Below are 13,948 nucleotides of genomic sequence, written 5' to 3'. Positions count from 1 at the left end.
CGACGGCCGGCGCTCCCGGCGCGAGGGCCGGCGCTCCCGGCCGGCGGACACCCGCGCTAGCGGTTGGCGACCGCCTGCTTGACCAGGGTGCGCCCGAAGTCCCACATCAGACCGCCGCCACCGTGCGCGTCGTCCATCACCTCGGTGAACGCGGTGATGAAGCGGTCCACGTCCGCCTCGTCGATGATCAGCGGTGGGATCAGCTTTATCACTTCGAGGTGGTCCCCGGAGACCTGGGTGAGGATGCGGTGCCGCTGGAGCAGCGGTACCACCACCATCTGGGCGAACAGGCCCTTGCGGGCCGTCTGGAGCATCGTCCAGCGGCTGCGCAGGCCGAGGGACTTGGGGCGGCCGAACTCGATGGCGATCATCAGACCCCGGCCGCGTACCTCCTTCAGCAGCTCGTAGCGGTCGGTGAGGGCCGCCAGCCGGGTGCGCAGCAGGTCGCCGACACGGCGGGCGTTCGCCACCACCTGCTCGTCCTCCATCACCGCGAGGGTGGCGAGGCCGGCCGCCATGGCCTGCGCGTTGGAGCCGAAGCTGGCGGAGTGCACCAGCACCCGGTCCATCGAGGAGTAGACCTTCTTGAAGATCCAGTCCTTGCCGAGGGTGGCGCCGACCGGCACGTATCCGCCGGACAGCGACTTGGCGACGCACACCAGGTCGGGTTCGACGCCCTCCTCGTGCTGGTAGGCGTAGAAGTCCCCGGTCCGGCCGAGTCCGCTCTGCACCTCGTCGGCGATCAGCAGTGCCCTGTGCTTGTGCAGGAGCTCCTGGGCGGCCCGCAGATAGCCGGGCGGCGAGAGGTAGACGCCCTTGCCCTGGATGGGTTCCACGATCAGGGCGGCCACGTCGCCGCGCTTCAGCTCCCGCTCCAGCGCGTCCAGATCGCCCATCTCGAGCGCGGTGTCGGGCAGCAGCGGGGCGAAGCCGTCCCGGAAGCCGCCTTCGCCGTTGACCGAGAGCGAGCCGGTGGTCAGGCCGTGGAAGGCGTGGGTGCAGTACAGCACCCGGGGCTTGCCGGTGGCGTAGCGGGCGAACTTCAGCGCGGTCTCGACCGACTCCGTACCGCTGTTGCCGAAGAAGACCCGGTCCAGGTGCGGGGTGTACGCGAGCAGCTTCTCGGCGAGCAGGCCGGGCAGCGGCTGGCAGTCGAAGCGGGTGAGGTCGGGCAGCCCGGCGTCGATGACGTCGTGCAGCGCCTTGCGGACCACCGGATGGTGCCGGCCGATCCCCATCACCCCGAAGCCGGCCAGCATGTCCAGGTAGTCGTTGCCCTCGCTGTCCCAGAAGTGGGCGCCCTCGGCCCGCTCGTAGTACTTGTCGAAGCCGATGGTGTGCAGCATCCGCGGGAGCTGGTGGTTGAGGTGGCGGGTGTGCAGGTCGTAGCGCTCGCCGCCGCGTTCGGCGAGCAGCGTCGCCAGATCGAAGCCCTTGTGCTGCCCGCCGGGCGCCGCTCCGGCCGCGGGTGCGCCGCTGCCCTCGGGCGTCGCGTCAGACGATGTCATCGCTCACCTGCTCCTTGCGTGGGTGGATCCGTACCGAGGTGTGCGCGGGGGTCCCCTCCGGTGCCTCCTGCGCGGAGGTCCCGGTGGCGCCGGCGCTGGGCGCGGGGATGGCCGCGCCGAAGGCTCCGCCCGCGATACGTGTCAGTGTCGCGCCGATCGCGCCGGCGATCTCCGCCGGGGTCAGCCCGATGTCGGCGAGGATCTCGCCGCGTTTGGCGTGCGCCAGGAACTCCTGCGGGATGCCGAAGTCGCGCAGCGGTACGTCCACTCCGGCGTCGCGCAGCGCCTGGGCGATCACGGAACCGACGCCGCCGGTACGGCCGTTGTCCTCGACGACCGCGACCAGCCGGTGGCGGGAGGCCAGTTCGGGCAGGGCGGCGTCGACCGGCTTGACCCAGCGCGGGTCGACCACGGTGACGCGGACGCCCCGGTCGGCGAGGAGTTCGGCCGCGGTGAGGCAGGTGGCGCCCAGCGCGCCGACCGCGACCAGCAGCACATCGCCGCCCGAGCCGTCGGCCGGCCCGTGCAGCACGTCCATGCCGCCGATCCGGCCGAGGGCGGGCAGCGGCACGCCGGCCGTCTCCTTGGGGAAGCGGACGACGGTGGGCGCGTCGGACACGTCGAGCGCCTCGCGGAGTTGGGCGCGCAGTTGGTCGGCGTCGCGGGGCGCGGCGATCCGCAGCGACGGGACGACCTGGAGGATGGACATGTCCCACATGCCGTTGTGCGAGGCGCCGTCCACCCCGGTCACCCCGGCCCGGTCCAGTACGAAGGTGACACCGCACTTGTGCAGCGCCACGTCCATCAGCACCTGGTCGAAGGCGCGGTTGAGGAAGGTCGCGTAGACCGCGACGACCGGGTGCAGACCGCCGGTGGCGAGCCCGGCGGCGGAGGTCGCGGCGTGCTGCTCGGCGATCCCCACGTCGAAGACCCGGTGCGGGTACGCCTTGGCGAAGCCTTCGAGGCCGACCGGCTGGAGCATGGCGGCGGTGATGGCGACCACGTCGGGCCGTTCGTCGCCGATCCTGACCATCTCCTCGCCGAAGACCGAGGTCCACGAGGGGCCGCCGGCCGGCGCCAGCGGGAGACAGGTCAGCGGGTCCATGGCGCCGACGGTGTGGAAGCGGTCGGCCTCGTCCTGCTCGGCCGCGGGGAAGCCGCGCCCCTTCTCGGTGAGGCAGTGCACCACCACGGGACCGCTGAAGCGGCCGGCCCGGCGCAGCGCGGACTCCATGGCGGCGATGTCGTGGCCGTCGATCGGGCCGAGGTACTTCAGGCCCAGGTCCTCGAACATGCCCTGCGGCGCGAAGGCGTCCTTGAAGCCCTTCTTGGCGCCGTGCAGGGATTCGTAGAGCGGCTGGCCGATGACGGGGGTCTGCTGGAGGACCTGCTTGCCCCAGGACAGGAAGCGTTCGTAGCCGTCGCTGGTGCGCAGGGTGGCCAGGTGGTTGGCCAGGCCGCCGATGGTGGGGGCGTAGGAGCGCTCGTTGTCGTTGACCACGATGATCAGCGGGCGGTCTTTGGCGGCGGCGATGTTGTTCAGCGCCTCCCAGGCCATGCCGCCGGTGAGGGCTCCGTCGCCGATCACGGCCACCACGTGGTCGTCGCGGCCGCGCACCTCGTTCGCCTTGGCCAGGCCGTCGGCCCAGCCGAGCACGGTGGAGGCGTGGCTGTTCTCGATCACGTCGTGCTCGGACTCGGCGCGCGAGGGGTAGCCGGACAGACCGCCCTTGCTGCGGAGCTTGGAGAAGTCCTGCCGGCCGGTGAGCAGTTTGTGCACGTACGACTGGTGGCCGGTGTCCCACAGGATCCGGTCGGCGGGCGAGTCGAAGACCCGGTGCAGCGCGATCGTCAGCTCCACCACGCCCAGATTCGGTCCCAGATGGCCGCCGGTCCTGGCCACCGCCTGGACGAGGAAGCGGCGGATGTCGGCGGCCAGCTCGTCGAGCCGGCCGTCGGGCAGTGCCTTCAGGTCGTGTGGACTGCGGATGTTCTCCAGCATCGACATGTGCGGACCTCGTTCCCCCTGCCGGGATTGCTGCGTCACGCCGGCCGCCTGTCCTCGGCCGGCGACGGTACGCCGACGAGCCACCGGTGTCGGCGCGTGCACCGCGCCGGTGGCTCGTCAGGCGTCTATCGGGAGGTCACTTCGCGCGGTTCGAGGCCACGGTCTCCCGGGCGGCGCGGATCGACTCCTTGAGGGAACCCATGGTGGCCAGCACGGCGGTGGGCTCGTAACCGCAGTGCGCCATGCAGTTGTCGCACCGGTCGTCCTTGCCGCGGCCGTACTTGTCCCAGTCGGTCTTCTCGATCAGCTCGTCGTACGTGGGCACATAGCCGTCCGCCATCAGATAGCAGGGGCGCTGCCAGCCGAAGAGGGAGTAGTTGGGGATGGCCCAGGCGGTGCAGGGGAAGTCGGCCTTGCCCTCCAGGAAGTCCAGGAAGAGCGGGGTGTGGTTGAGCCGCCACTTGCGCCGGTTGCCGTTGTCGAACGCCTTCTTGAACAGCTCACGGGTCTGCGTCACCCCGAGGAAGTGGTCCTGGTCGGGCGCCTTCTCGTAGGCGTAGGCGGGCGACAGCATCATCTCGTCGACCTCCAGCTCGTCATTGAGGAAGTTCATCACCTCGATGATCGTCTGCGGAGTGTCGGTGTTGAAGAAAGTGGAGTTGGTGGTCACCCGGAAACCGCGGCGCTTGGCCTCCTTGATGGCCTCGACCGCCTCGTCGAAGGTGCCTTCCTTCGCCACCGACTCGTCGTGGCGCTCCCGCATCCCGTCGATATGCACGGTGAAAGCGAAATACGGCGACGGGGTGAACTTGTCCATCTTCTTGCGCATCAACAGGGCGTTGGTGCAGAGGAAGACATATTTCTTGCGCTTGACGAGCTGGCGCACGATCTCATCGATCTGGGGGTGCATCAGCGGCTCGCCACCCGCGATGGAAACCATCGGCGCACCCGATTCAAGCACCGCGCCGACGGCCTGCGCCACCGGCATACGCTGCTTCAGCACACCGGCCGGGTGCTGGATCTTGCCGCAGCCCTCGCACTTGAGGTTGCAGGCGAAGAGCGGTTCGAGTTCGACGATCAGCGGGAACTTTTCGCGTCGCCTGACCATTTTCTGTTCGACGAGGTACGACGCGACGCGGATGGACTGACGGAGCGGCATAGCCATCTGGCTCACCTCCAGGGGAGCGTGGTAGTGCGGTGCCAATCATGAAAGGCGGGAACAAGATCTCTCAGCACCCGGAATGCGATCAATCCGGTGCGCAGCGTTCCGACCCGCACGAGTTCGAACTCGGGCGTGTCGACGACAACGCGGGCCGCCGCGACGTGGTGGACGCCCTCGGCGAGGGCGGCGCGCCGCATCGCGGCCGATTCCATGTCGACGGCGATGGCACCACTCGCCGCGAGTGCGGTGCGCTCGGCGCCCCGCACGACATGGTCGGATTCCGCGAGAGTGCCGATGTGCACGGTGTGGCCGACGGCCTTGAGCGTGGCGGCGAGCGCCGCGCTCTCGTATCCGTCATCGGAGACGACCACATCGCCCGGCCGCATACCGGGGGCGAGCCCCGCGCAGAAACCGGTGGTCAGGACGGCCGCGTCGTGCAGCGCGGGGTCCCGCAGGGCCTCGCGTACGGCGCGGTCCGCGGCCTTGGGTCCCATGCCCGTTCTGAGCACGGTGACCGGTTCCGCGAGCCTGGCCGTGCCCCTGCGCAGCGCGAACCTCTCAATGCGCAGAGCACACACCACCAGCAGCGGCGGCTGGGTTCGGCCCACGAACTAGGCCCCCTTTCCGGTGCTGCCGATGCTGGGGCCGACGCCCGCCGCCGCGACCGCGGTGTTGCCGGGGTGGCCCGCGCCGAACGGCTCGTTGCGGACGTAACGGCCCAGCGCGGTCAGCGGGAAGACCATCCGGTACAGGTGGTAATTGATGGAGAAGTCCCGGGGGAAGCCGGTCCCGGTGAAGTAGGGCTCGTCCCAGGAGCCGTCGGGCAACTGGGTGTCGATGAGCCAGCGCACCCCGCGGGCCACCGCTTCGGTCTCCCGCCGGCCGGCCGCCAGCAGGGCGAGCAGCGCCCAGGCGGTCTGCGAGGGGGTGGAGTTGCCGCGGCCGATCCACTCCTGCTCGGTGTAGGAGCGCAGGTCCTCGCCCCAGCCGCCGTCGGTGTTCTGCACCGACTCCAGCCAGGCCACCGCCCGGCGGATCGCCGGATGGCTGGCCGGCAGCCCGGCGGCGGCCAGCGCCGGCACCGCGGATCCGGTGCCGTAGATGTAGTTGACCCCCCAGCGGCCGAACCAGGCGCCGTTGTCCTCCTGTTCGGCGAGCAGCCAGTCGATGCCGCGCCGGGTGTGCGGATCGTGCTCGAGGCCGAGCGCGGCCATCATCTCCACCACATGCGCGGTGACGTCGGCGGACGGCGGATCGATGACCTCGCCGAAGTCGCAGAACGGCAGCCGGTTGGGGAAGGGGCTGGTGTTGTCGGCGTCGAAGGCGCCCCAGGCACCGTTCCTGGACTGCATGCCGACGTTCCAGCGCACCGCCCGTTCCACCGAGGCGTCCAGGCGGGCCTGGTCGGGGTGGGCGACCCGGCGCAGCGCGAGGACCACCTCCGCGGTGTCGTCGATGTCCGGGTAGTTGTCGTTGTGGAACTCGAAGGCCCAGCCGCCCGGCGCGAGTTGCGGGCGCTGCACCGACCAGTCACCGGGCCGGGTGATCTGCTCGCCGAGCATCCAGTCGGCCGACTTGAGCAGCGCGGGATGGTCGGCGGGCAGTCCGGCGTCGGCGAGCGCGATGGCGGCGAGACAGGTGTCCCACACCGGGGACTGGCACGCCTCGATCATCCGCACCCCGTCCTCGGGCCAGACCGCGAAACGGTCGAGCGAGTCGAGGCCGGCCTTGATGACCGGGTGGTCGAGGTCGTAACCGAGCAGGTGCAGGGCGATCACCGAGTAGACGGCGGGCGGCTGGATGCCGCCCCAGCAGCCGTCCGCCTCCTGGCGCTCGATGATCCAGCGTGCGCAGGCGTTCATCGCCGAGCGCCGCACACTGCGCGGGGTCACCCGCCGGTAGACGTGCAGGACTTGGTCGAGGCGCTGGAAGATGCCGTCCCAACTGGTGATCGGGGCCTTGCGCTGCTTGGGGCTCGGCTGCTGGGGATTGATGTGCAGCTCGTCGATGCCGAACGGAGCCGGGCGGACCGGTCGGTGGGCGCCGACGACGGTCAGCGGCACGATGGTCTGCCGGGCCCAGCAGCCGAACGAGTAGATGTTCAGCGGCATCCACTTGGGCAGGTAGATCAGCTCGGGCGGCAGCTCCGGCAGGTCGTCCCAGCTCCACCAGCCGAACAGGGCGAGCCAGATCCGGGTGAACACCCGGCTGCCGGCCACTCCGCCCTCGCCCCGCGACCATTTGGCGGCAAGCGACATGTGTGCCTCGTCGGGGGCGTCACCGGCGAGCCGCAGCGCCACATACGCCTCGATGGTGGCCGAGAGGTCGCCCGGACCACCGTGGAAGGTCGGCCAGGCGCCGTCCTCGCGCTGCTGCGAACGGATCCAGCGGGCGGACGCGGCCAGGATCTTGTCGTCCCGGATGCCGAGGAACTCGCGCAGCAGCAGGTCCTCCGCATCCATGGTCACGTTCGTCTCAAGGTCGCCCTTCCACCATCCGTCGGCGTGCTGCCGTGCCAGAAGGTGGTCGGTGGCGCGCTGCACGGCACGCTGCGCCGCCGCCTCGGGAGCGCCGGCTGGATCAGGATCCGGCTCCGAGGTACTGCTGGCCGAGGGTGTCCGGTCGGTTGGCTTACCCGGACTGCCATCGGTCGTCGCTGTCATGGCTTCCCCTTTGCAGTTGAGACTTCTGCGGTGTTGGGGGCGGCCGTCGGCCGTCACATGAAAGGGACTGGCGACGTCAAACGCTCCACTGGGTTTTCTCTACTTCTCGCGAACCACCACAAAATCCGCCAGGCCGACAAGCTTCCGTTGAACGTGTTCCGGCATGTCCATCGAGTCGAGCGCGCCGATCGCGGTCGCGTACTGCCTCCTGGCCTCCTGCGAGGTCCATTCCCGGCCACCGGCTTCTTCGATCAACGCTGCGCGCAGGGCGAACTCTTCCTCGCTGAACGCATCGTTCTCCGGATTTTTCGCGTCGGCTGCCAGGAGTTCACCCAGCCGCTCGGACGCGGGGCCGCCCGCGGCGAGCGCGGCGACCACCGGCAGGGACTTCTTGCGCTGCCGCAGGTCACTCCAGGTCTGCTTGCCGGTGGTGGCCGGATCGCCCCAGATGCCCAGCAGATCGTCGATCGCCTGGAAGGCGAGACCGAGATGGTACCCGTACTCCTCCAGCGCGTCGGCGTCCGCCTCGGAGGCGCCGCCGAGCACCGCGCCGATGGAGGAGGCGCAGGCCAGCAGGGCGCCGGTCTTGTTGCCCTCCATCTCCAGGCACTCCTCGACGGTGACCCGTTCGCGGTGCTCGAAGGAGATGTCCTGCGCCTGACCGTCGATCAGTTTGCGGGTCGCGGTGGTCAGCCGGCGGGTGGCGCGGCCGGCGTCGACGGTGCCCTGTTCGAGCAGCACCTCGTTGGCGAGCGCGAAGAGCGCGTCGCCGACCAGGATCGCCTGCGCCGGGCCATGCACCTTCCACACCGTGTCGCGGTGCCGGCGCTGCTCGTCACCGTCCATCAGGTCGTCGTGCAGCAGCGAGAAGTTGTGCACGAGCTCCACCGCGACGGCGCCGGGGACGCCGGTCTCGGCGGGCGCGCCGGCCGCTTGCGCCGACAGCAGCGCCAGCGCGGGGCGGACGGCCTTGCCGCCGTCGCCGTCCGCGGGCCGGCCGGTGCTGTCGATCCAGCCGAAGTGGTAGGAGGCGACGGTGTCCATCGGGGGGGCGAGGCGTGCCACGGCCGCGCGGAGCACCGGAGTGGTCAGGATGCGGCCGTTCTCCAGCAGCCCGATGACGCTGTCAGCGGTCACGTTCTCTCCTCTTGTTGCACCAATAGCACTCATGCCGCCTCCAGGACGCCGTTGTCGAATGGCAGCCCGAGGGCGGTCACCGCGTCCCGGGAGGCGTACAGCCCGCTGCGTACCGCGCTTTCCATGGTCGCGGGCCAACCGGTGGCGGTCCATGCCCCGGCCAGGAACAGGCCGGGGGCGCGGGTGGCAGGTCCGGGGCGGAGAGCGGCGACACCCGGCGCGGGCGCGAAGGTCGCGGTGCGCTCCCGGGTGACGAAGAAGTCGCGGACGCCGGCGCCGCGAGCGGCCGGCAGCAGCTTCTCCAGCTCGGGCAGATAGCGGTCGCGCAGTTCGGCGACCGGCAGGTCGATCTCGTCCTGCGCCGCGGACTGGGACAGCGCCAGATACTGGCCGCCGCCGGTAAGTCCGGAGGTCTCGGTGCGATCGAAGACCCATTGGACAGGGCTGCCGAGCGCCGCGAGGAACGGCTGCCCGAGCACCCTGCGGTCGTAGATCACATGAACATTGAGGATCGGCGCGGTGTCGATGCGCAACAGTTTTTCCGGATCGTCCAGCGCGCCGGCCGGCAGCAGTCCATGGGTCTCGCGCTGAGGGACGGCCAGCACCACGGTGCCGGCGTCGAGTTGCGCCGGCTGGCCGGGTCCGGTCTCCACCGAGACCTGCCAGCCGCCGTCCGGGTCCGCCGTGATCCCGGTGGCCCGGGTCCGCAGCAGGGTGCGGACGCCGGCGCGGTCGAGCGCGGCGCGGGCCCGGTCGTCGTGGAGTTCGCCGAGCGGGGCCGCGGCCCAGCCGATGTCGGCTGCGCCCGGCTGCGAGAGCAGCCCGGTCTTGAAGACCATCGCGGCCAGGGCCAGCGAGGAGTCGCCCGCGACCGCGTTGAGGGTGGCCACTCCGACCAGGTCCCACAGCGCCTCGATGGTGCGCGGCGACTGGCCGCGGGCGGCCAGCCAGCTGCCGAAGTCGACGTCGTCGAGCACCGGGTCGGCGAGGTCGAGCCCGCGCAGCGCGAGGGCGGCGCGGCCGACCGAGGCGCGCTCGCGCAACGACAGGTGCGGGTAGCGGATCAGACTGGGCGCCAGATGCAGCGGCACCGGCAGCCCGACCCGGCCGATCCGGCCGAGGCGTCCGGTGGCCACGTCGCGCACCGGTACGTCGAGCCGGTCTTGCAGGGTGACCAGGTCGCGGGCGGCGATCCGGTCGAGAAACCACTGGTAGGCGGTGCAGCAGCGCAGGAAGACGTGCTGGCCGTTGTCGACGCTGAGGTCGCCGCGGCGGAAGGAGAAGGCGAGTCCGCCGAGCCGCGGGCGGGCCTCGGTGAGGGTCACCCGGACGCCGGCGTCGGCGAGCGCGAGCGCGGCGGTGGTGCCGGCCAGTCCGCCGCCGACCACCACCGCGGTACGCGGGCCGGGCCCGGTCCCGGACCGGACGGCCGGTCCTTCGGCGGTGTGGGTGCCGCTCATGCGCCCTCCCCTGGGTCGGCGCCCGGCGGGGTGCCGTGGGCCGTCGCGGAGGGTGACGCGGTGTGAGGGGCCCTGGTTGCCTGGTGCGGTTGGTTGCCTCCGGCCGAGCCCGCGCCCTCGCGGGTGGGACTCACGCGTCCCCCTGCGGCAGACGGGCGGAGCGGCGGGCGTCGAGGCCGGCGAGGCCGCGCAGCGCGACGTACGCCTTCTCCCGGCCGGGCAGCGAGACCCGGCCGCGCAGCACCGCCTCGGGGTCGGCGGCGATCCGCTCCAGCAGCCGGCGGTAGATGCCCGCCATGGCGGAGACACACGCGCCGCTGCGGCGGTCGAGCATCGGCAGTAGCTGGTAGCCGGTTTCGAACAGGGCCCGCGCGCGGCGCACTTCGAACTCCACCAGACCGGCGAAGTCGGAGCCGGCGGGCGCGGTCTCGCCCTGGAATCCGGCCGCGCAGCCGAATTTGGCGAGATCCTGGGCGGGCAGATAGGTACGGCCGTTGTCGGCGTCCTCGCGGACGTCCCGGAGGATGTTGGTGAGTTGCAGGGCGAGGCCGAGCGTATCGGCGTATTCGGCGGCACGTGCGGGATCGTTCCCACCGACGGTGCCGAAAACGCCGAGCGAAAGCCTTCCGATGGCGCCGGCCACACAGCGGCAGTAAACGGCCAGATCCTCCCAGGTTTCATACGTCTCGCCTCGAACGTCCATCTGAACGCCGTCGATGAGTTCGTCCAGGCCATCGAGCGGAAGGGTGAACTTGGCGGCCGCGTCGGCGAGCGCCACGGCCACCGGGTCGATGTCGTCCTCGGCGACCTCGCCGTCTTTGACCCGGGTGAGGGTCGCCCGGGTCAGATCGAGGCGGCGGACTTTCTCGTCCGGCGGGAGTTCACCGTCGCCGATGTCGTCGACCCGCCGGGAGAACGCGTAGAGAGCCGACATGGCCTGCCGTTTGGGAGTCGGCAGCAGTCGGATTCCATAGGCGAAGTTGCGGGCCTCGTGGCCGGTCACGGTCTCACAGTACCTGTATGCCGCAAGTACCTGTCCGGACGTGTGGGCGGAACCGTTCACGGTCCGGCTCACCCCTCTCTTCGCAATGTCGAACCCACCTCGCGCAGCAGGCCGGGCTTGGTGGCTTTGGGCGAAACCGCCAGCACGTCGTATCCCGCATTCTCCACGGCCGTCAGCGCGGCACGTCCACCGCCCACGAAACCGGCGAGTAGCAACCGGAGCCGGCCGCGGACGGTGCCGACCAGAGGCGCGCCCTCGGCCAGCAGCTCGCGGGCCCGGCCGGTTTCGAAGGCGATGAGTTCGCGGACCTGGGTGCCGGCACTCGGTGCGGCGAGGTCGGCCTCGTCCACCGAGAAGCGTTTCATGTCGTCGGCCGGCAGATAGATCCGGTCCTGGCCGAGGTCCTCGGCCACGTCCTGGAGGTGCTCGGCGATCTGGAGCGCGGTGCAGACCGCGTCCGACAGGCGGATCCGTTCGGGGGTGGCGGTGCCGGTGATGGCGAGCACCAGCCGGCCGACCGGATTGGCGGACAGTTCGCAGTACGCCAGCAGGTCGTCATAGGTGGCGTAGCGGCGCACCGACTGGTCCTGCCGGTTGGCGCCGATCAGCCCGCGGAAGGGTTCCGGGGTGAGGCCGTGCTTACGGACCGTCGGCTGGAGGGCTGCCAGCAGCGGATGCCGGGGCGTCGAGTCGAACACCCGGTCGAGATCGGCCTCGAAGGCGTCCAGCATCGCGATCCGGTCACCGGCCGCCGCCGGATCGAGGCCGAGACGGACCGCGTCGCCGCGGCCGCCGCCGGCCAGATCACCGTCACCGATGTCATCGACCAGCCGGGCGTATCCGTAGACCGCCATCAGGTCCTGACGCCAGGCACGCGGCAGAAACACCGGTGCCACCGGGAAGTTCTCGCGCGCGGCCTTGTCCAGGACGGCCCGGGACGCGTTGTCCCCGGTCACCGCGGGGTTCCCGGCACACAGGCGGCGAACGTGCCCCGGAGCAGGATGGTCCCGATCATCATGGCCGCCACACCCCCCGTTCTACACCGCGCGGTCGAATCTTCCCATTTCGGACACGCCGCACCAGGCTTCCACCACACCCGGTCTCGATCATCAGCAGGCTCCCAGCACCGGTACAGCTTACGTCCGGCCATCCCCCGGCGTACGCCGGGGGCGTGACCCCACGGACAGGTCTCGACAACGGTCACAACACACGACCCCCGCCGGATCATCCGGCGGGGGTCGCCCATCATGCCCTGGGAATGTTGCGGTTCGGTCACTTACCCGTGTGGGCCTCGTAGGCCTTGAGCACCTCGTCGGTGTCGCCGTCCATCAGCAGCTCACCCTTCTCCAGCCACAGCACCCGGTCGCAGGTGTCCCGGATGGAGTTGTTGTTGTGGCTGACCAGGAAGACCGTGCCCGCTTCCTTGCGCAGCTCCCGGATCCGGTCCTCCGAGCGCTTCTGGAAGGCGCGGTCACCGGTGGCCAGTGCCTCGTCGATCATCAGCACGTCGTGGTTCTTGGCGGCGGCGATGGAGAAGCGCAGCCGGGCGGCCATACCCGAGGAGTAGGTCCGCATCGGCAGCGAGATGAAGTCGCCCTTCTCGTTGATGCCGGAGAAGTCCACGATGCCCTTGTAGCGGCTGCGGACCTCCTCCTGCGACATGCCCATGGCGAGACCGCCGAGCAGCACGTTGGTGGCACCGGTCAGGTCGTTCATCAGCGCGGCGTTGACACCCAGCAGGGACGGCTGGCCGTCGGTGTAGATCTTGCCGCTCTCCGGCGGGAGCAGGCCGGCGATGGCCCGCAGGATCGTCGACTTGCCGGATCCGTTGGAGCCGATGATGCCGATCGCCTCACCGCGGTAGGCGGTGAAGGTGACACCGCGGACCGCGTGCACCCGGCGGATGTTGGGCGAGCCCTTGCGGGCCACCAGCCGGTAGAGGGCGGCGGTCGCGCTGCCCTTGCCGGTGCCGGCGCCGTACACGGTGTAGACGATGTGCACGTCGTCCACGATCACCGTCGGCACCCGGGTCTGGGCGGCCGGCGTGCTTACCAGGGTCTGCTGCTCAGCCACGGCCATATTGCTCTTCAGCCTTCCAGAAGTAGATGTAGCCACCGACTCCCACCAGCACGGCCCAGCCCACAGCGCTCGCCCACACATGCGGCGGGAGCTGCGAGGCGGTCACGCTGTCGATGAGCGCGAAGCGCATCAGGCCGATGTAGACCGCGACCGGGTTGATGTCGAGCAGGATGCGGACGAAGTGCGGCGCGGACGCGGTCAGCTTGTCGATGCTGTACATGACGCCGGAGACATACATCCAGGTGCGCAGGATGAACGGCATGAGCTGCGCCAGGTCGGTCATCTTGCTGCCGAGGCGGGCCACGATCATCGCCAGGCCGGTGTTGAAGACCCACTGGGTCAGCAGCGCCGGGATGACCAGCAGCCAGGACATGTCCGGTGTCTCACCGGTCATCAGCACGATGGCGAAGAGTACGAACATCGACATCATGAGCTGCTGGAGCTGCATCAGCGTGAACGCGATGGGCATCGAGGCCCGCGGGAAGTGCAGGGCCCGGATCAGACCGAGGTTGCCCGCGACCGCCCTGACCCCGCTCATCACCGAGGACTGGGTGAAGGTGAAGATGAAGATGCCGGTCACCAGGAAGGCGATGAAGTTGTCGATGCCCTTGCTGGTGCCGATCAGCAGACCGAAGATCAGGTAGTAGACCGCCGCGTTGAGCAGCGGGGTCATCACCTGCCAGAGCTGTCCCAGGCGTGCCTGGGTGTACTGGGCCGCGGTCCTGGCTTTGGCGAACTCGTTGATGAAATGTCGACGGCCCCACAACTGCCGCGTGTACTCCGTCAGCCCGGGACGGGCACCACTGACGGTGAGGCCGTACTTGGCCGCAAGCTGGGAGGGGCTGAGGCCGTCATCGGCCGAGGGTGCGGGTGGGGCACCGACGGCGACCGCACCATTGTGCGTTGTCTCGCTCACAGTTGACACTTT

At 70.2% G+C, this 13,948-nt stretch carries 11 protein-coding genes; all 11 read right to left on the bottom strand.

Annotated features, from left to right (window positions below; all coding sequences use genetic code 11):
- Positions 1-56 precede the first annotated feature (56 nt).
- Positions 57-1,508, bottom strand: a complete 1,452-nt coding sequence (locus OG519_RS28285; protein ID WP_405589636.1) for an aspartate aminotransferase family protein — start codon at positions 1,506-1,508, stop codon at positions 57-59.
- Entirely contained in the window at positions 1,495-3,516 is a 2,022-nt protein-coding gene (dxs, locus tag OG519_RS28280; protein ID WP_405593079.1) for a 1-deoxy-D-xylulose-5-phosphate synthase, read from the bottom strand. Before dxs ends, OG519_RS28285 begins: the two co-directional genes overlap by 14 nt.
- Positions 3,517-3,652: 136 nt before the next feature.
- Entirely contained in the window at positions 3,653-4,681 is a 1,029-nt protein-coding gene (gene hpnH / locus OG519_RS28275; protein ID WP_405589633.1) for an adenosyl-hopene transferase HpnH, read from the bottom strand.
- A 5-nt stretch (positions 4,682-4,686) separates the two neighbouring features.
- Complete coding sequence (locus OG519_RS28270) at positions 4,687-5,286, bottom strand: 1-hydroxy-2-methyl-2-butenyl 4-diphosphate reductase (protein ID WP_405589630.1); 600 nt, start codon at positions 5,284-5,286, stop codon at positions 4,687-4,689.
- A gap of 3 nt (positions 5,287-5,289) precedes the next feature.
- On the bottom strand, positions 5,290-7,341 hold the full coding sequence (shc, locus tag OG519_RS28265; RefSeq protein WP_405589627.1) for a squalene--hopene cyclase: 2,052 nt from the start codon (positions 7,339-7,341) through the stop codon (positions 5,290-5,292).
- A gap of 99 nt (positions 7,342-7,440) precedes the next feature.
- Complete coding sequence (locus tag OG519_RS28260) at positions 7,441-8,511, bottom strand: polyprenyl synthetase family protein (protein WP_405589624.1); 1,071 nt, start codon at positions 8,509-8,511, stop codon at positions 7,441-7,443.
- Positions 8,508-9,938 carry a hydroxysqualene dehydroxylase HpnE gene (hpnE, locus tag OG519_RS28255; RefSeq protein WP_405589621.1) on the bottom strand — a complete coding sequence of 477 codons (1,431 nt, stop codon included), beginning with the start codon at positions 9,936-9,938 and terminating at the stop codon, positions 8,508-8,510. Before hpnE ends, OG519_RS28260 begins: the two co-directional genes overlap by 4 nt.
- Before the next feature lie 130 nt (positions 9,939-10,068).
- Complete coding sequence (hpnD, locus tag OG519_RS28250) at positions 10,069-11,013, bottom strand: presqualene diphosphate synthase HpnD (RefSeq protein ID WP_405589618.1); 945 nt, start codon at positions 11,011-11,013, stop codon at positions 10,069-10,071.
- Positions 11,010-11,897: a squalene synthase HpnC gene (gene hpnC, locus OG519_RS28245; protein WP_405589615.1), complete on the bottom strand. Its 888-nt coding sequence runs from the start codon at positions 11,895-11,897 to the stop codon at positions 11,010-11,012. The genes hpnD and hpnC overlap by 4 nt, the downstream gene beginning before the upstream one ends.
- A gap of 316 nt (positions 11,898-12,213) precedes the next feature.
- On the bottom strand, positions 12,214-13,014 hold the full coding sequence (locus OG519_RS28240) for an ABC transporter ATP-binding protein (RefSeq protein ID WP_405589612.1): 801 nt from the start codon (positions 13,012-13,014) through the stop codon (positions 12,214-12,216).
- Positions 13,007-13,936: an ABC transporter permease gene (locus OG519_RS28235; RefSeq protein WP_405589609.1), complete on the bottom strand. Its 930-nt coding sequence runs from the start codon at positions 13,934-13,936 to the stop codon at positions 13,007-13,009. The genes OG519_RS28240 and OG519_RS28235 overlap by 8 nt, the downstream gene beginning before the upstream one ends.
- Positions 13,937-13,948 lie beyond the last annotated feature (12 nt).

Origin of the sequence: Streptomyces sp. NBC_01190 (assembly GCF_045039895.1) — a bacterium.
Taxonomy (GTDB): domain Bacteria; phylum Actinomycetota; class Actinomycetes; order Streptomycetales; family Streptomycetaceae; genus Actinacidiphila.
This window is presented reverse-complemented; position numbering and strand designations above follow the sequence as displayed.